General features: G+C 40.4%; 19 protein-coding genes. 13 read left to right on the forward strand and 6 right to left on the reverse strand.

All coding sequences use genetic code 11. The annotated features are described in order from the left end of the window. Positions 1–174: 174 nt before the first annotated feature. From BLS33_RS06885 to BLS33_RS06905, 5 genes are all read left to right on the forward strand, one after another. The gene (locus tag BLS33_RS06885) at positions 175–2,349 is read left to right on the forward strand and encodes a TonB-dependent receptor (protein ID WP_089886740.1); all 2,175 of its coding nucleotides are present in this window, start codon (positions 175–177) and stop codon (positions 2,347–2,349) included. 83 nt (positions 2,350–2,432) lie between these two features. Continuing rightward, positions 2,433–3,029: a nicotinamide riboside transporter PnuC gene (gene pnuC, locus BLS33_RS06890; RefSeq protein WP_089886741.1), complete on the forward strand. Its 597-nt coding sequence runs from the start codon at positions 2,433–2,435 to the stop codon at positions 3,027–3,029. A 13-nt stretch (positions 3,030–3,042) separates the two neighbouring features. Beyond that, positions 3,043–3,516, forward strand: coding sequence for an Lrp/AsnC ligand binding domain-containing protein (locus BLS33_RS06895; protein ID WP_089886742.1), 474 nt, complete (start codon positions 3,043–3,045; stop codon positions 3,514–3,516). A 40-nt stretch (positions 3,517–3,556) separates the two neighbouring features. Beyond that, the gene (locus BLS33_RS06900) at positions 3,557–3,883 is read left to right on the forward strand and encodes a hypothetical protein (RefSeq protein ID WP_089886743.1); all 327 of its coding nucleotides are present in this window, start codon (positions 3,557–3,559) and stop codon (positions 3,881–3,883) included. 199 nt (positions 3,884–4,082) lie between these two features. Further along, positions 4,083–4,595 carry a ferritin gene (locus BLS33_RS06905; protein ID WP_089886744.1) on the forward strand — a complete coding sequence of 171 codons (513 nt, stop codon included), beginning with the start codon at positions 4,083–4,085 and terminating at the stop codon, positions 4,593–4,595. A gap of 84 nt (positions 4,596–4,679) precedes the next feature. On the opposite strand, the gene BLS33_RS06910 is transcribed toward BLS33_RS06905, so the two are convergent. The 3 genes from BLS33_RS06910 to BLS33_RS06920 all read right to left on the reverse strand — a co-directional run bounded on the left by BLS33_RS06910 (position 4,680) and on the right by BLS33_RS06920 (position 9,147). Continuing rightward, on the reverse strand, positions 4,680–5,375 hold the full coding sequence (locus tag BLS33_RS06910) for a zinc metallopeptidase (protein ID WP_089886745.1): 696 nt from the start codon (positions 5,373–5,375) through the stop codon (positions 4,680–4,682). A 154-nt stretch (positions 5,376–5,529) separates the two neighbouring features. Continuing rightward, on the reverse strand, positions 5,530–5,784 hold the full coding sequence (locus BLS33_RS06915; protein WP_089887133.1) for a SemiSWEET family sugar transporter: 255 nt from the start codon (positions 5,782–5,784) through the stop codon (positions 5,530–5,532). Positions 5,785–6,087: 303 nt separating this feature from the next. Continuing rightward, positions 6,088–9,147 (reverse strand): leucine--tRNA ligase, encoded by a 3,060-nt coding sequence (locus BLS33_RS06920; RefSeq protein WP_089886746.1) that lies wholly within the window; start codon positions 9,145–9,147, stop codon positions 6,088–6,090. An 80-nt stretch (positions 9,148–9,227) separates the two neighbouring features. On the opposite strand from BLS33_RS06920, the gene BLS33_RS06925 reads away from it, so the two are divergent. The 5 genes from BLS33_RS06925 (at position 9,228) to BLS33_RS06945 (ending at position 12,860) form a co-directional block, all read left to right on the forward strand. Continuing rightward, the gene (locus BLS33_RS06925; protein ID WP_089886747.1) at positions 9,228–10,106 is read left to right on the forward strand and encodes a cell division protein FtsX; all 879 of its coding nucleotides are present in this window, start codon (positions 9,228–9,230) and stop codon (positions 10,104–10,106) included. Between the two features lie 124 nt (positions 10,107–10,230). Further along, positions 10,231–10,500 (forward strand): DUF3098 domain-containing protein, encoded by a 270-nt coding sequence (locus tag BLS33_RS06930; RefSeq protein ID WP_089886748.1) that lies wholly within the window; start codon positions 10,231–10,233, stop codon positions 10,498–10,500. A gap of 2 nt (positions 10,501–10,502) precedes the next feature. After that, positions 10,503–11,297 (forward strand): undecaprenyl-diphosphate phosphatase, encoded by a 795-nt coding sequence (locus BLS33_RS06935; RefSeq protein ID WP_089886749.1) that lies wholly within the window; start codon positions 10,503–10,505, stop codon positions 11,295–11,297. Positions 11,298–11,345: 48 nt separating this feature from the next. Next, on the forward strand, positions 11,346–12,059 hold the full coding sequence (truB, locus tag BLS33_RS06940) for a tRNA pseudouridine(55) synthase TruB (RefSeq protein ID WP_089886750.1): 714 nt from the start codon (positions 11,346–11,348) through the stop codon (positions 12,057–12,059). 69 nt (positions 12,060–12,128) lie between these two features. Continuing rightward, on the forward strand, positions 12,129–12,860 hold the full coding sequence (locus tag BLS33_RS06945) for a hypothetical protein (RefSeq protein WP_089886751.1): 732 nt from the start codon (positions 12,129–12,131) through the stop codon (positions 12,858–12,860). On the opposite strand, the gene BLS33_RS06950 is transcribed toward BLS33_RS06945, so the two are convergent. Together BLS33_RS06950 and BLS33_RS06955 are read right to left on the reverse strand one after the other, a co-directional pair. Next, a complete protein-coding gene (locus tag BLS33_RS06950; protein ID WP_089886752.1) occupies positions 12,837–13,472 on the reverse strand; it encodes a thioredoxin family protein in 636 nt (211 codons plus the stop codon). The genes BLS33_RS06945 and BLS33_RS06950 overlap by 24 nt on opposite strands. Positions 13,473–13,583: 111 nt before the next feature. Beyond that, entirely contained in the window at positions 13,584–14,264 is a 681-nt protein-coding gene (locus BLS33_RS06955) for a TetR/AcrR family transcriptional regulator (RefSeq protein WP_089886753.1), read from the reverse strand. Positions 14,265–14,384: 120 nt separating this feature from the next. On the opposite strand from BLS33_RS06955, the gene BLS33_RS06960 reads away from it, so the two are divergent. From BLS33_RS06960 to BLS33_RS06970, 3 genes are all read left to right on the forward strand, one after another. Beyond that, positions 14,385–14,765, forward strand: a complete 381-nt coding sequence (locus BLS33_RS06960) for a hypothetical protein (RefSeq protein WP_089886754.1) — start codon at positions 14,385–14,387, stop codon at positions 14,763–14,765. 117 nt (positions 14,766–14,882) lie between these two features. Continuing rightward, on the forward strand, positions 14,883–15,446 hold the full coding sequence (locus BLS33_RS06965; RefSeq protein ID WP_089886755.1) for a DNA-3-methyladenine glycosylase I: 564 nt from the start codon (positions 14,883–14,885) through the stop codon (positions 15,444–15,446). Then, the gene (locus BLS33_RS06970) at positions 15,433–16,026 is read left to right on the forward strand and encodes a hypothetical protein (RefSeq protein WP_089886756.1); all 594 of its coding nucleotides are present in this window, start codon (positions 15,433–15,435) and stop codon (positions 16,024–16,026) included. The genes BLS33_RS06965 and BLS33_RS06970 overlap by 14 nt, the downstream gene beginning before the upstream one ends. On the opposite strand, the gene aat is transcribed toward BLS33_RS06970, so the two are convergent. Then, positions 16,023–16,688 carry a leucyl/phenylalanyl-tRNA--protein transferase gene (gene aat / locus BLS33_RS06975; RefSeq protein ID WP_089886757.1) on the reverse strand — a complete coding sequence of 222 codons (666 nt, stop codon included), beginning with the start codon at positions 16,686–16,688 and terminating at the stop codon, positions 16,023–16,025. The genes BLS33_RS06970 and aat overlap by 4 nt on opposite strands. Between the last annotated feature and the right edge of the window lie 151 nt (positions 16,689–16,839).

A 16,839-nucleotide genomic window follows, 5' to 3' on the forward strand; every position in this document is an offset into this window, starting at 1 on the left:
ATATTCTGATACAGGTTTAGGACAAGGCTGAGATTATACCCAAGGAACCTGGGCGGGTAATGCTGCCAAGGAATGCGGAAGTCGCTATTTGGAATTTCAACCGTCCTTAGATGGGCAAAATCATGTTTTAATCTAGAATAATAGCCCCTTTTATTCGTAACAATCGTATTACGAATGAAAACTATATTCACAATTCCGGCCCTTTTTGGGCTGACCATGGGTCTCTGGGCCCAAGAAAAACCATCAGATTCACTAGAAGGAAAAAAAATCGTTTTAGATGAGGTGTTGGTATCGGCAATTCGAGTCACTAAAGAATCTCCTGTTACTTTCTCCAACTTGGGAAAGGATCAGGTAAAACCAAGAAATTTAGGGCAAGACATTCCCATACTTATGAATTTTTTACCTTCGGTAGTCACCACTTCCGATGCCGGTGCGGGCATTGGTTACACGAGCATTCGGGTGCGGGGCAGTGATAACACTCGCGTCAATGTGACCATTAATGGCATACCCTATAACGATGCCGAATCGCATGGTTCGTTTTGGGTGAATATGCCCGATTTCGCATCTTCGACCGAAAACTTGCAGTTACAACGTGGGGTGGGTACTTCTACCAATGGTTCGGGAGCGTTTGGCGCAAGTCTCAATATCTTGACCGATGCCATATCGAAAACGGCATACGGGCAGATTTCATCATCGATCGGTAGTTTCAATACGCTGAAGAACAACATCAAGTTTAGTACGGGACTACTGAACGAGCATGTAGAAATTTCAGGGAGATTATCGCGAATTAATTCTGATGGATATGTCGATAGGGCGGCCTCTTCACTTGATTCCTATTTTTTACAAGGGGCCTATAAAGATGATAATACCTTGATTAAGGCGCTATTGTTCGGGGGGCACGAGGTTACCTATCAAGCCTGGAACGGCATCAATGCCGACAGCTTGAGAACAAACCGGACTTATAATTCTGCAGGAGAATATACCGATGAAAACGGAGATACCCAGTACTATGGTAACGAAGTAGACAACTACAAGCAAAACCATGCCCAATTGCTATGGAATGAAAGATTAACAGCTTCGTGGAGCACGAATATAGCACTTCATTACACCCGTGGCCGTGGCTTTTTCGAACAGTACAAAGAAGACGATGATCTGAGCACCTATGGCATTGCACCGGCAGTTATCGACGGTGAAGACGTAAATACGACCGATTTGATTCGAAGACGCTGGCTCGACAATCATTTCTATGGAGCTGTTTTTTCGGCCAATTATGTGAACAAAAATTTTAACCTTATTCTGGGAGGTGGATGGAACAAATACGAAGGAGGTCATTTTGGGGAAATTATTTGGGCACGCTTTGCCAACAATACCAATTATCGAGATCGTTATTATGACAATAATTCGTCAAAAACCGATTTTAACTTCTATACCAAACTGAACTATGCCTTAGACGAACGATGGAGCCTCTTCGGAGACTTGCAATATCGTTCCGTGGGGTATAAAGCCAATGGGGAAGATACAGGGTTAGTTGACGATACTTTTGATTTTTTCAACCCGAAAGCCGGGTTGACCTTTGACCTAAATCAGAATAACAACTTGTATTTTTCTTATGCCATGGTCCATCGCGAACCCAATAGGAATGATTACGAAAGTGGTAACCCACGACCAGAGCAGTTGAACGATTTTGAGTTGGGCTGGCGGTATGTTTCTTCTGACTTCCAGGTAAATTCAAATCTGTACTACATGAAGTATAAAGACCAACTGGTCTTAACAGGCGAGTTGAACGACGTGGGCGCGCCGCTTCGTGCCAATATCGGCGATAGTTATCGCTTGGGACTGGAAATAGACGCCAACCTGAACCTTGGGGAACATTTTCAATGGCAACCTAACTTGGCATTAAGTACGAATAGAAATGAAGATTTCGTTTTTGAAAGAAATGGAACGCTTGAAGAATTGGGCAATACCCACATTGCCTTTTCCCCTGATATCGTAATTGGAAACAAACTGAACTATCTCCCCACGGAGCGCATACAACTTTCGTTGCTCACCAAATATGTGGGCAAGCAGTACATGGGCAACATAGATGCCGATGATTCGGTGCTCGATTCGTATTCAACTACCGATTTTAATGTGCAGTATGAGATCAATATCGATTCTTTCGTAAAAAATATTGTGTTCTCGGCGCTGGTCAATAATATGTTTAATGCCAAATATGTGTCGAACGGCTATTTTGGGTCTTTTGACTATGATGATACTACCAGTGCTACCGGAACCACGACAGGGTTCTACAGCGGCTATTATCCACAGGCGGGAACCAATTTCTTGCTAGGGGCTACCGTAAGCTTTTAGGTGAGGTAAAATTTACTTTAAATCCCTAGCACATCGTGTTGTTGGGGATTTCTTTGTTTTAACAATCTTATTCAGAAGAGATTATGAACTTGGCTTTTGAGATTATAGGTACTATTTTGAGTTTGGCATTTCTCTATTTTTTAATTCGGGAGAAAAAGATATGTTGGCTATTCGGAATTCTCGGTTCGCTGTTGAGCATTTACCTGTTTTATTCGACCAAACTATATTCCGAATGCATTTTACGTTTGTATTATGTATTCATTGGTTTTTATGGCTATTATCTTTGGCAACAGCGTGATCACCATGACAAAGGTGCCCCAAAAATCATAAAATGGAAACCTTCAATACACGTCATAATTGTTTTAGTAGGGCTTGTTTTAGTATTCCTCCTCGGTTATGTTTTTGACAACTATTCAGATGCCAAAAAATCATATTTTGATGCGTTTACTACGGTATTCAGTTTTTTGGCAAGCTATCTTGAAGCAAAGAAGATTTTGCGAACTTGGGTGTATTGGATTATTTTGAATGGTCTCAGTATCTTTCTATATGCCGGTCAAGGGTTGTTTGTTTATGCGGCCTTGGCGGTTATTTATTTTGGAGTTTCTTTTTATGGGTATTTTTCATGGAAACAGAAATACAACAAGTTAAATACAGTAGTTAATTTGGTACATTTACCTTAAAATCGAAGGCATAATGGCTAAATATGATAACGAAAACGTGAAAATCGATGGTATTGACAAGAAAATACTAAGATTTTTAATGGAAGATGCGAGAAAACCCATTTTAGAGATAGCTAGAAGTATTGGTATTTCAGGAGCGGCCATTCATCAACGTTTGCGCAAACTGGAAGCATCGGGACTACTTTCGGGTTCAAAATTTATAATTAACCCTAAGGCGCTGGGCTATAGTACCATGGCTTATATTGGAATATTTTTAGATAAGGCCATGAGCAACCCGAAAGCGGTAAAGGCCTTGGAAAAGATTCCTGAAGTTCTTGAATGTCATTATACCACGGGCAATTGGTCTATTCTTATCAAAGTGCTCTGTCGCGATAACGAACACCTTATGCAGGTTTTGAACAAAGAGATACAACAAATCGAAGGAGTGTCACGAACAGAAACCTTTATTTCTTTGGCACAACAGATTGATCGACAAATTCAGATTTAATATTTGTATTAAATCTAAATAAGGATTATTTTTGCACCCAATGGAAATAATTCATTCATCAAGATTTTATTCATTCTTTCAGTCCGATAAAGAAAGATGCTTCTATATAGACCTTGGTCAGAAGACCGTGCGATTGTCATTTTGCCAACTCCTCTCCCTGCGCCAAAAGATACGGAACATTGATATAGAAGACCATTTTGATGGTGACGGCAATAAGCATGGTTTCGAGATTTTAGCCCTTTGTAACAAAGAGCACCTCTTCATATTGAATACCCATGAAATTTTAGATTTAAAAGAATTACTTGTGGGTGCATTTTTGGTTCTTGATATGGGCTTATCTACTTCTTCTATTCCCCAGAAAATATAAGTTTAAGACTATTTTTAATCAATCTAAAACCAGTTATAAATTGGTTTCAGCACTAGACATGCATGCTTTTATTTGGTAGCTTTACAGAAATGGACTACAATAGCAGAAACGAGCAATAAAATTTTAGTGTGCGAAATTTATGTTGTGTATATTCTAATTTGTAATTATTCGTTTTTAACACATAAAAAAGATAAAATATATGAAAGATATAGCAAGACAACTGATGAGTATTAAAGTGGAAAGTATGGATATGCTTAACGCACAAATACAGATGGAAGGTAAGGCATCGGCCTCCTACTTGGCAATGGCTTCTTGGTGTGACCAGCATGCCTATCTTCAAAGTGCCGAATTCTTTTACCATCAAGCAAGTGAAGAGCGGAGCCACATGATGAAAATTTTCAAATTCATCAATGACTGTGGAGGTAATGCAATGTCACCTGAAATCACCCAAATAAACCACGATTTCTCTTCTTTGGAAGAAATATTTGAGACAGCCCTCAGCCAAGAGGTAGAGGTTACCAAGGCCATCAACAGAATTGTGGCCGCATCGAAGAAGAATAATGACTACGCAGTAGAAAACTTTTTACAATGGTTCGTAAAAGAACAATTGGAAGAGGAAAAAACCATGCGTGATATTCTTGATCTTTTTGAGATAATGGGAAGAGACGGTATCGCTTTAAAACTAATAGATGAGCGTATCAAAGTGGAATAAATATTATTTCCTTCCGCTATAAAATAAAAAGACCGGCTAAAAATTTTAGCCGGTCTTTTTTATTCGCTTCTTTTTTAACAGGAATTAATCCCTTCCTCCGAAGACTTGCATTCCCCAATAGACCAATGTGGCCAATGAGCCTATGGCTGCAACAAGGTATGTTCTTGCGGCCCATTTGAGAGCATCTTCCGAACCTTTGTATTCTTGTTGGGTCACCACATTTTTCTGCTTTAACCATAACAACGCACGTTTACTGGCATCGTATTCCACCGGTAGTGTAATAAAACTAAAGAGGGTTGCCATTCCCATCATTACCAAGCCGGCAACTGCTACCCAATAGCCAAAACCTACACCGGCAGCGGCACCCAACATCAATCCGCCAAAAACGACCCACATACTCATGCTTGAAGTGACACTCACCACAGGCACCAATTTAGAACGTAGGGTCAGCCATTCATACGCCTGTGCATGCTGAACGGCATGGCCGCATTCGTGTGCAGCTACTGCAGCTGAAGCGGCATTGCGTTGACTGTATACGCTCTCGCTGAGGTTTACCGTTTTGTTTTTCGGATTGTAATGATCCGTCAACATACCCGGCGTAGAAATTACTTTTACATCGCGAATGCCATGATCAGCCAACATCTTCTCGGCAATTTCGGCACCGCTCATACCATTTTGTAAATGTACTTTCGAGTAAAACTTGAATTTACTTTTTAATTTACTACTGACCAACCAACTTACAAGGGCAATAGCACCGATTAATATATAATATCCTATCATAGTCTATACGTTTTAAAATTTGAATTTAAAGATACTAAAGATCACCTCTTGACCAAATAACTTTTCCAATTGTAAGTGGCGATACGGTTAAATAATTAGCAAAAACCCCGCCATATTATGTCGGCCAACTTAAACTGACAAAATGTACTGACAGTTATTTATATTTTAGCTTGAGTCCGATGACGACAAGAATCAAAGCAGATGTGATTCCATTGGCCAAGATCATCGAAACACTTTCATGATACATGCCATAAACGAACCAAAGTGAGGTGCCTGCAAAAAACACCAGGTACATCACCAACGAAATGTCTTTGGTCGATTTATGTTTCCAAATTTTAAAAACCTGGGGTACAAACGCCGATGTGGTAAAGACCGCGGCTACCAAGCCCAATATTTCAATGTTTTGCATAATTTTTTGCCTTGGGCGTCTTATTGATTGTTTATATAACCCTCCGCCCCGCTTAGGCGGGACACCTCCCTTTTTTAAAGGGAGGATCACCTTCTTTCAAAATTTATAAATTAACCGATTCAAATGCTCTCCTTTTTTTAAAAGAGGGAAATGAATCCTGCGGAATGTAATGCAGCAGTAGAATGGGGAGTTTGCGCTCACAAACAACAATTAAACATAACCCTCCGTCTCCCGACTGAAAAAGTCGAGATCCACCTCCCTTTACCAAAGGGAGGAGCCAATTTGAATTCAGCATTATACCAATTACCCTACAATATTCACGATCTTCCCGGGTACGACAATAACCTTTTTAGGCGTTCGGCCCTGTAACTGCGCTTGAGTTTTTTCGTGGGCCATTACTTCGGCCTCGATTTCTTCTTTTGATAGATCCATCGGAAGCTCCAGCTTAAACCGCATTTTTCCATTAAACGAAATGGGGTATTCTTTACTGCTTTCCACCAAATACTTTTGTTCGAATTTCGGGAAAGGCACTGTGGCAATCGATTCATTATGTCCCAATTGCTCCCAAAGCTCCTCGGCGATATGCGGTGCATAAGGCGATACTAAAATGGCTAAAGGTTCCAGTATCGAACGGCTGCTGCATTTTTGGGCGGTCAGTTCGTTCACGCAGATCATAAAGGTGGAAACCGAGGTGTTAAAACTAAAGTTTTCAATGTCTTCCTCGACCTTTTTGATGGTCTTGTGCAAGGTTTTAAGGCTTTCCGCAGACGGTGCTTCATCGGTAACCTTTATGCCACTTTCCTCAAAATATAATTTCCATAGTTTTTTCAAGAAACCATGGGCACCGGTAATCCCGGCCGTGTTCCATGGTTTGGACTGCTCCAGTGGCCCTAAGAACATTTCATAAAGTCGTAGGCTATCAGCCCCATACTCCTCACAAATCGCATCGGGACTCACCACATTGTATTTGGACTTGGACATTTTTTCGACTTCGCGGGAAACTTTAAAAGTTCCATCTTCTCCTGCTACTAAAACGGCTTCGCTATACTCTTCCCTCCAATTTTTAAATGCCTTCTCATCTAGTTCATCTGAAGCATTGACAAAACCAACATCTACATGAAGGGGAATAGCAAAGTTTTTCCTTAGGTCCAAATCAACCCGAATTACTTTTGTTCTGGGAAATTTCTCTATAACTTTTTCTTTAATCTCATCTAGAACCTCTTGAATTTCAGGCGTCAAATTTTGAAAATCATCTAGATTATCAGGATCCACGAGTCTATTTCTTATACTTTGCGAAACAAATATTGGATTCCTATTTATAATTTCAGTATGAAAATCAACAACCTCTTTTTTATCATAATGCTCGTAGGTTTGCGTTATTTCATACAACAGCTTATAAACAAAAGCACTAGTCCCCGTAATCATCCCTTGGTTGATCAGTTTTTTGGCAAACTCATCTTTGGGGGCGACCCCTTTGTCAAATAAAAACTTTTGCCAAAATCGGCTATACAACAAATGCCCCGTGGCATGCTCGCTACCGCCGATATACAAATCTACATCTTGCCAATAATTGATGGCTTCTGGTGAATAGATGGCGTCTTCATTATGCGGGTCCATATACCGATTAAAGTATTGTGAACTGCCGGCCCAACCGGGCATCGTATTCAATTCTAAAGGGAAAACGGTTTTATGGTCGATCAAGTCGTTGCTGACTACTCCATTCTTCTTAACATCCCAAGCCCAAACCGTGGCATTCCCAAGGGGTGGTTCCCCCGTTTCGGTAGGCAGGTATTTTTCGACCTCCGGTAATTTGATGGGTAGGTGTTTTTCGTCGATCATCTGCGGCATGCCATTCACATAATATACTGGGAAAGGCTCGCCCCAATAGCGCTGACGGCTAAAAACGGCATCGCGCAACCGGTAATTAATTTTGCCCTTGCCTTGGCCCAACTTCTCGAGCTCGGCAATGGCCTTGCTTGTGGCTACCTTATAATTCAGTCCGTTTAGAAAATCGGAATTGGTTATCACCGTAGTGGCCTTGTCGGAAAAAGCTTCTTTTGAAATATCGATTCCCTCAAAAATATTCGGAATGGGAATATTAAAATGCTTCGCAAAGTCATAGTCGCGTTGATCACCGCAGGGCACCGACATTACGGCTCCCGTACCGTAACCAGCCAACACATAGTCTCCTATCCAAACAGGAATAGGCTCTTTTGTAAACGGATGCTCGGCATAGGCACCGGTAAATGCTCCGGAAATTGTTTTTACGTCCGCCATACGATCCCGTTCCGAACGTTTCGCGGTAGCTTCGACATAGGCTTCAACCTCGGCTTTTTGTTCTGGGGTCGTGATTTGAGAAACTAAGTCATGCTCGGGCGCCAATGTCATAAACGAAACGCCAAATATGGTATCGGGGCGTGTGGTGAAAACAGCTATTTTATGCGCTGAACCTTTTATGGAAAACTCGACTTCCGCGCCTTCGCTTCTTCCGATCCAATTCGTTTGTGAGTCTTTTAACGGTTGTGGCCAATCGACTTTGTCAAGTCCGTCAAGTAAACGTTGGGCATAAGCCGTGATGCGCATGCTCCATTGCGTCATTTTTTTGCGGATCACCGGGTGGCCTCCGCGTTCCGAAACACCATTTACAATTTCATCGTTCGCCAGTACCGTACCCAAGGCAGGGCACCAGTTGACCTCGGTATCGGCCAAATAGGTCAATCGATATTTTAATAACAACCGTTGTTTTTCGGTATCGGAATAGTTTTTCCAATCTGCTTGGGAGAAAATGGGGGTGTCTTCATCGCAAACGGCATTGGTAGACACGTTTCCTTCTTTTTCAAATATCGAAATCAAACTCTCGATGGGTTCCGCCTTATCAGTATCCTTATTGTACCATGAATTGAATAGTTGAATAAAGACCCACTGTGTCCATTTATAATATTTAGGGTCTGAAGTACGTACCTCGCGGCTCCAATCGAAAGAAAAGCCCATACGGTCGAGCTGTTTTCTATAGCCTTCAATTTTATTTCCTTCTTTATCGACTCCGCCCTCGATGTTAACTTTGGTGGTGTCAGCGGGGTGTTGTCCAGTTTGTATGGCATATTGCTCGGCAGGCAATCCGAAAGAATCGTAGCCCATGGGGTGCAGCACATTAAAACCTTTGTGTCTTTTATAGCGGGCATAGATATCACTAGCAATATACCCTAACGGATGGCCTACATGCAAGCCTGCACCGGAGGGGTAGGGGAACATATCCAAAACATAATATTTCGGTTTGTCTGAATGGTTTTCTGCCTTAAAAGTTTGTTTGTCGGCCCAAATTTTTTGCCATTTGGCCTCTATCTCTCTAAAATCGTAGTTCATGCCTGTTTTTGCTATTCGGCAAAAATAAGTTTATTCAATTTACTTTCCTATTTTTACATCTTCATACCGTATAGCAGACCATGGGTAGATCATTTGAACAGTACCAAAAACGAAAGCTGATATCGTCTTATTTCTCGGTCGTACTGAGTATTGGTCTTGTGCTTTTTCTTTTGGGCGCTCTCGGACTGCTGCTGTTGAATACCAAAAAGATGGCAGATCATTTTAAAGAACAGATTACCATATCGTTGTTCTTGAAAGACAGTGCCAAAGAAGTAGAAGTTGATCAATTATTGAAGAGTTTGGAGGTCATGGAGTATACCAAATTGGCCACCTACGTCTCTAAAGAAGCGGCCGCTGAAAAGCACAGCGAAGAAATTGGGGAGAATTTTCTGGAGTTTTTAGGATACAATCCGCTGAAAAATTCAATCGATATTCAATTGAACGCCGATTTTGTCTCTCCGGAGCAAATCGAAGAAATCGCCGCAGAACTTTCCAAAAAAAAGCATGTTGACGAGGTGAGTTATGATAAGCCCCTTGTCGGGTTGTTGAGTGAGAATGTCAAACGAATAAGTTTTTGGATCTTGGTCGCCAGTGCTGTTTTTACCTTTATCGCCATGCTGTTGATCAATAGTTCCATTCGATTATCGATATATTCCAAACGATTTATAATCAAGACCATGCAAATGGTAGGGGCTACCAAAACCTTTATCAGAAGACCATTTATTTGGACGAACGTTAAACTAGGTATGTTAGGCGCCATACTAGCACTGCTCGGTTTGGGGGGCGTATTGTATTATTTAGATCAGAATTTCCCTGAAATGGATCTTTTTCATGATATTCCCCAATTGGCTATACTTTTTGGTAGTGTATTTGTCTTAGGGGTTTTAATTTCATGGATAAGTACCTATATGGCGGCCCAACGTTTTTTAAATTTGAGAACCGATGAACTCTATTATTAATAGTGACTTGGTTTTGTTAGACGACATGTATTCTTTCGGCAAAAGCGTTAATACATGGTTAAGGTTTGTAATCACGAAAATTGAACAACGTAATACCCATTAACTTTTTTCCTAAATTTGCGGCATGGGCAAAAAAAATAGAAATAAGAATGATCAACAACCCCAGCAAGAATTTATTTTTCAAAAGAAGAATTATATGTTCATGTTCTTGGGTGTCGCTTTTATAGTAATAGGTTTTATTCTAATGAGTGGTGGCGGAAGTGATGATCCCAATGTATTCAACGAAGACATCTATAATTTCAGGCGCATACGCTTGGCACCGACTATGGTGCTTATCGGATTGGGTATCGAAGTATACGCCATATTGTTGAACCCCCATAAGAAGCGTAATTAATTTTGGATACTTTAGATGCTATAATACTTGGTATAATTCAAGGATTGACCGAGTTTTTGCCCGTTTCTTCAAGTGGGCATTTAGAATTAGGAAAAGCCATTTTAGGAGACCATTCCGTTCCCGAGGAAAGCTTGCTGTTCACTGTAATCTTACATTTCGCGACAGCGTTGAGTACCATAGTGGTGTTTCGAAAGGATATCTGGGAAATAATCAGGGGGCTGTTCAGTTTTACTTGGAACGAAGAAACCCAGTTCACCCTAAAAATCATTGTCTCTATGTTGCCTGCCGTAATGGTCGGACTCTTTTTTGAAAAGGAGTTGGAAGCCTTTTTTGGGGGCAACATTCGGTTTGTTGGTTTTATGTTATTGATTACTGCGGTGCTCTTGTATTTTGCCGATAAGGCTAAGGATACCGATAGAAAAGTAACGTTTTCGAATGCCCTTATTGTGGGTGTTTCACAGGCCATCGCGATGCTTCCGGGGATATCGCGAAGTGGTGCGACAATTTCTACCTCGGTTTTGTTGGGCGTCGATAAGACCAAGGCTGCACGTTTTTCCTTTTTGATGGTGGTTCCGTTGATTTTTGGGAAAATCGGGAAAGACTTGATGAGTGGCGAATTGAACTTTGATGGTGAGAACAATTTTGCCATGGGTGCCGGGTTTATTGCTGCTTTTATTGCAGGTCTCGCTGCCTGTACATGGATGATTCAATTGGTCAAAAAAAGTAAACTCACCTATTTTGCAATCTATTGTTTGATTGTTGGCATTATTGCCATTACCTATAGTTTTTGGGGATAAGGCGCCATTTTCGGCTCCTTTTTCATGAGGGAGCAATAAGTTTTCCATATGGATGTACGAACAAAAGAAGATTTTCTTAACGGACAACTGCTATTGATTGATAAACCGCTCGGTTGGTCATCTTTTCAGGCCGTTAACAAATTAAAGTGGGTTATCCGCAAAAAGTTCGGACTCAAAAAAATAAAAATCGGTCATGCCGGAACTTTAGATCCCTTGGCTACAGGCCTCCTGTTGATCTGTACCGGGAAATTCACGAAAAAAATCAACGAGTTTCAGGGGCAAGAGAAAGAGTATACGGGTACGGTTACGTTAGGGGCCACCACTCCGTCCTATGATTTAGAGACCGAAATAGATCATACTTTTCCTATCGATCATATCACTGAAGAGCAGATTAAGGCCGCAGCTGCAGGTTTCGTAGGGGATATTGAACAAGTGCCACCTATTTTTTCTGCCTTAAAAAAAGATGGAAAGCGGTTGTATGAATATGCACGGGAGGGAAAGACGGTAGAAATTAAAAAAAGGGTCATCACCATCTCAGAATTTGAAATAACTGGTATAAAACTGCCAGAAGTTGAATTTCGCGTGGTTTGCAGTAAAGGAACCTACATACGATCTTTGGCACATGATTTGGGGTTAGTTCTAAAGAGTGGAGCACATTTATCGGAGCTTCGGAGAACCAAAATAGGTCTTTTTAACGTAGATAAAGCGCTAGACCCTCTTGTTTTTGGGGAAAGTCTGCTCGGAGATTCCACCGATTTGTAAAAAGATAAGGTAGCGTGTTCCGTTTAACGATAAAGTAAAATATTTTTATAAAAATGTGGTTATAGCACTATGAATCTGAATCGCAAACAATTATCACTTGTGATTACTTTTTTTTCCATGTCCATCGTGGTGTTGGTTTTGTTCAACATTCACTTGGGTAAGGAAGAGAAGAAGGAGGAGTATGTAGTAGAAATGGTTTTGGAAAATGATGAGGAAGAACTTGTCGAAGAAGAGAAATTATTGGAAGAAATGGCCGAAGCCGATCCTATAAAGAGTCATATGGCTTTTAATGAAACGGCAAAACCGAGTTATGGTAATCCTGAACCCCTGAAAACTTTGGAAGAGCTGATGGAGGAGAAGGAAGCGGCCAACGAAAACGAAGAAAATACCGATGTATTGAGCACAGATAGCGATTATGTCGCACGTGTAAAGGAAATGGCCAAAAAACGACGGGAACTAAAACAATTATTGGGCGAGAAAGAAGCGCAGAAAAAAGAGTTTACCAATAACCTGGCAAAACGAAGAACATCAGTTTCCTACTCGTTGGTCAATCGAAATAATTACAGACTGCCACCTCCAATTTATACCTGTATCGAAGGCGGCAAAGTGGTCATTAATATTACAGTCGATGGATTAGGCAATGTTCTTGATGCACATTTTAACTCGAAAAGTTCGGGTACATCGAACGGTTGTTTGGTCGATAACGCGATTACCTATGCCTATAAGGCGAAATTTAATTCTTCCGATAAAAGCCAGCAAAAAGGTACGATTACCTATTTATTTCAGCAAAAGGCTCGCTAAGAGCTCATTGGCTATACTTTTTCCCTTATCCTTATTATACCAAGATTGAAGTGTTTCCCTGAATTCCGGAGTCAAACCTTCAGGACTGTTTTTCTGAATTTTCACCATTTCGGCCGCTTGTTCTGGTCGAGACCCCCATTCCCCCAAAATCGTATTCGTTGCGTCATCGATAACTATTAATTTAGGAATGGCCATTGATCCATTGGTCAAAAAACGATTCATCAATTCGATATTTTCGTCTCGCAATAAAACTTTAAAGGTGATATTGGAATTCAAAGAGGCTATTTTGTTCATTACAGGAAGTGATGGCGCGGCGTCACCACACCAACTTTCTGTCAATACGACCCAAGTTCGCTTCTTATCTAATTTTGAAACCTCAGTGATGATATCATCAGACAAGCGTAGCGTTTTGTCCCATCGTTTCATACGGTTATGGTTTAATAAGGTATAGCCAATAAGTGCCTCTGTTTGGTCGTTACCTGTTGATTTCCCCTCCAATACTAATTGGCCGACCATTTCACGATATTCGATGTAGGTCATCGCCTGGGGGAGACTTTCCTCTAATAGTTCTTCGGTTGTTTTTTTTGTGAGCTCTTGTGTTGAGGGAATCATAGTATATCAATTTTTGATTTGAAAGTTCATTGGTAGCCTTTTGGTATGCAACCTTACAAACTATTCGTTAAGCGGAAGTTTATTTAATAATGGACGTTGCTATTACTGCAGTTACGGGGTGTTCTGTAGCGTGCTGAAAACAAGTTGTGTAAAATATTGGGTAGGGTGATTGTTTTCATGACAATCGGTCAGCGAAGCAAAATGGTCTTTAAGAAAATGTTGGTGCAAAGAACCTTCTAAAATTGTACTTGCCAAACTTGCAGGATATAGGAAATCGCTGTTTACCGCAGTTATCATGGTGCTCAAACGTTTGACCAACCGCTGATAGATTACAAAATAGCCGTCTTTGTTTTCGGCATCGACTTCCTGGGTCAAATACGATTTTGAATTTTCGTTGATTACGATTTTGTTCAAGAATACCTCGTTAATGTGTGAATAGGCCGAATCTTCTTCGGTAGATTTCGTAAGAATTTCAATGGCTTTTCTCAGTTTTTTAGTTGGGTCTGCCATGCCATTGGTCGTGAAAACAAGTTGATACTCAAGCCACCCCCAATACCAAGATGTTAGATATAGCAATAATTTATGCTTATTCTCAAAATACCGATAGATAGAACTTTCGTTTGATTTTATGCGTTCCCCCAATTTTTTGAAGGTGAAACTTTCAAAACCAATCTCATAGATCATAATGATGCTCTCTTCAATTATGCGCTTACCGAGATTGGAAGATTCGGGATCTTTGATATAGATTTTTTCGTTGATTTGAATCCGTACAGTTTGTAGAAGTTCGTCCATTAGTCAAAATTAATAGTATTACTATGATAATATAATATATTAACTAATTTTTAACGATGGTGTTACTTTTCAGAATAGCTAAATAATAGTATTTTCGAAAAATCATTAAACACAAGAGTTATGAAAAAAACATTTTTAGTTTTATCATTATTTGTCTCGTTTGCAACACTAAATGCTCAAGAGAACGAGCTTGTTATTAAAGAGGGAAGCGTATTGGTTTTAGGCGAGCCTTCTGTAAACGGTTATGAACATATTGATTTTCCCCGGAAAAACATTATTCTAAAAAGGGGTGCAGTTGCGAATTTTAATAATCTAGCTGGCGAAAAAGTGGTCGTCAAAAATATAGGCACAGATAATTTAACGGCACTGCTAGAACGTCTTGATGGTCGGCCCTTTTTTAGATTTTATCCAAAGGTTTCCTCAGATATTGAAACAGCATTGGCCAAAGGTGAGCTGAAATATATAAATCATAAAAAGCAGGAAGCTATTGTTCAGCCGTAAGTAGCTCGATTATTTGGTACGGTTCTCGTTCACTTTTGCCTGGAGTTTCTATGTTTTTGAATTGGGCGGTCACCTTTTCGATTTATTCCCATATCTTTAAAATAAAAAATAGGACTCATGCAAAAGAAGCGGTGTGGCTGGTGCATAGGTGATGCACTTTACGAAGCATATCACGATTTGGAATGGGGCGTACCTGTTCGCGACGATAAGACCAGTTTCGAGTTCTTGGTTTTAGAGACTTTTCAAGCGGGCCTAAGTTGGATAACCATTCTTCGAAAGCGGGAAAATTTCCGGGAAGCTTTCGATGATTTTGATTATAAAAAAATTGCCCAATACGATCAGGCTAAAAAGGATGAGCTTTTACAAAATGCGGGTATCATTCGTAACAAGCTCAAAGTGAATGCCACGATAACCAATGCAAAAGCGTTCATGGATATTCAAAAGCAATTCGGCAGTTTTACCAACTATATTTGGAGTTTTATAGAGGGAAAGCCCATCATAAATCAGGTTGAAGACTATCGAAAGGCCCCGGCAACTACTGAAGTCTCGGATAAAGTCAGCAAAGACTTAAAGAAAAGAGGCTTCAAATTTGTGGGTAGTACCGTAATGTACGCTTATATGCAAGCCACCGGAATGGTAAACGATCACGAAACCAGTTGTTTTAGGTATGAAGAGGTATAAGCTTTGTGTGCTTCTTTTGCTGTTTTTAGGCAATATGACCATTTTTGGTCAGAAAAGTCAGGAAAGCCAACATCGAATTAAAAAGGCACAATTCCCAACTATTTCTATAGACACCTTGTTCAAAGCTGTCAATGACTCCGAATTAAAAAAAGTTCGCTATTATAAAGCGGTCGATACTGCACGAACTACCTATACGTTAAAATTCAAGATGCAACGATTACATTATCAAATGCATTTTTATTCGAAAGGAAAATTGTTGAAAGTAGGTTTTGGGATAAAAGAAGTAGATGTGCCGTCAGACACTTATGCCGCAATGCAGCATTACCTTCAAAATCGGTTTAAAAACGTAAAAATTCGGAGAATGTATCAAGAATATCACATTATATCCGAAGAAAAAGCACAGTCTACGATTAAAAATGCTTTCCAAAACTTGATGTTGCCGACAAATCAATATCGTCTTCTGATTATGGGAAAAAATGAGCTTGGACGCCAGGCGTATGAGGCTAAATTCGATGCCGAAGGAGAGTTGAACGCCTTCACGGAAGCCCTGCCCTCGAACTACGATAGGGTATTGTACTAGTGCTGAATTTTTCCTTGAAGTATATTCATAAAAGACGTTCGGGGTATTTCAATGGCACCGAGACTTGACAAATGTTTCGTGTATACCTGACAATCAATAAGTTGATAGTTTTTTTTCTGCAGTTCTTGGGTCAATTTTATAAAGGCAAATTTCGAGGCATTGCTCGATTTGCTGAACATGCTCTCACCGCAGAAGATATGGCCTAAATCTATGCCGTACAATCCGCCTACGAGTTGGTCTGCCTCCCAAACTTCATACGACACGGCTACACCCATGGTATGCAATCGCATGTATGCAGTCTTCATCTGTTCCGTAATCCAAGTGCCGGGTTGTCCCAATCTTTCGACTGTGGCACAAGCAGTTATTACCGCTTCAAATTGTGTGTTTTTAGTCAAGGTGAAATGCTTGTCCCTCAAAACTTTTCGCATACTTTTCGAAATTGTGAGGTTGTCAGGAAATAACACCATTCTAGGGTCGGGACTCCACCAAAGTATCAGTTCGTCGTCATTGAACCACGGGAAAATACCATTTTGGTAGGCCAACAATAATCTTTCAGGTGATAAATCTCCACCAACAGCTAATAGTCCTTCCTCATTGGCATTTTCGACTGGGGGAAATTCGAGTTTTTCTGATAGAAAAGGGAGTGGATTCTGTTGGTTCATTTAATGTATAGGTATGAAATTATACCGCCGGAAAAATAGGTCTCCTAAATTAATAAAAGGAACGAAAGTAACGAATTGATTTATAGTAATACTTGTCAAAAAGTGTCATTGTAATACAAGTCGGTAGCGCAAGTATTACATAAGTGGAAAA

The organism is Kriegella aquimaris, from assembly GCF_900103215.1.
Lineage (GTDB): Bacteria > Bacteroidota > Bacteroidia > Flavobacteriales > Flavobacteriaceae > Kriegella > Kriegella aquimaris.

Coding starts and splice junctions, on each gene's coding strand:
- BLS33_RS06885 (WP_089886740.1), top strand. CDS start 175: ATGAAAACTATATTCACAATTCCGGCCCTTTTTGGGCTGACCATGGGT.
- pnuC (WP_089886741.1), top strand. CDS start 2,433: ATGAACTTGGCTTTTGAGATTATAGGTACTATTTTGAGTTTGGCATTT.
- BLS33_RS06895 (WP_089886742.1), top strand. CDS start 3,043: ATGGCTAAATATGATAACGAAAACGTGAAAATCGATGGTATTGACAAG.
- BLS33_RS06900 (WP_089886743.1), top strand. CDS start 3,557: ATGGAAATAATTCATTCATCAAGATTTTATTCATTCTTTCAGTCCGAT.
- BLS33_RS06905 (WP_089886744.1), top strand. CDS start 4,083: ATGAAAGATATAGCAAGACAACTGATGAGTATTAAAGTGGAAAGTATG.
- BLS33_RS06910 (WP_089886745.1), bottom strand. CDS start 5,375: ATGATAGGATATTATATATTAATCGGTGCTATTGCCCTTGTAAGTTGG.
- BLS33_RS06915 (WP_089887133.1), bottom strand. CDS start 5,784: ATGCAAAACATTGAAATATTGGGCTTGGTAGCCGCGGTCTTTACCACA.
- BLS33_RS06920 (WP_089886746.1), bottom strand. CDS start 9,147: ATGAACTACGATTTTAGAGAGATAGAGGCCAAATGGCAAAAAATTTGG.
- BLS33_RS06925 (WP_089886747.1), top strand. CDS start 9,228: ATGGGTAGATCATTTGAACAGTACCAAAAACGAAAGCTGATATCGTCT.
- BLS33_RS06930 (WP_089886748.1), top strand. CDS start 10,231: ATGGGCAAAAAAAATAGAAATAAGAATGATCAACAACCCCAGCAAGAA.
- truB (WP_089886750.1), top strand. CDS start 11,346: ATGGATGTACGAACAAAAGAAGATTTTCTTAACGGACAACTGCTATTG.
- BLS33_RS06945 (WP_089886751.1), top strand. CDS start 12,129: ATGAATCTGAATCGCAAACAATTATCACTTGTGATTACTTTTTTTTCC.
- BLS33_RS06950 (WP_089886752.1), bottom strand. CDS start 13,472: ATGATTCCCTCAACACAAGAGCTCACAAAAAAAACAACCGAAGAACTA.
- BLS33_RS06955 (WP_089886753.1), bottom strand. CDS start 14,264: ATGGACGAACTTCTACAAACTGTACGGATTCAAATCAACGAAAAAATC.
- BLS33_RS06960 (WP_089886754.1), top strand. CDS start 14,385: ATGAAAAAAACATTTTTAGTTTTATCATTATTTGTCTCGTTTGCAACA.
- BLS33_RS06965 (WP_089886755.1), top strand. CDS start 14,883: ATGCAAAAGAAGCGGTGTGGCTGGTGCATAGGTGATGCACTTTACGAA.
- BLS33_RS06970 (WP_089886756.1), top strand. CDS start 15,433: ATGAAGAGGTATAAGCTTTGTGTGCTTCTTTTGCTGTTTTTAGGCAAT.
- aat (WP_089886757.1), bottom strand. CDS start 16,688: ATGAACCAACAGAATCCACTCCCTTTTCTATCAGAAAAACTCGAATTT.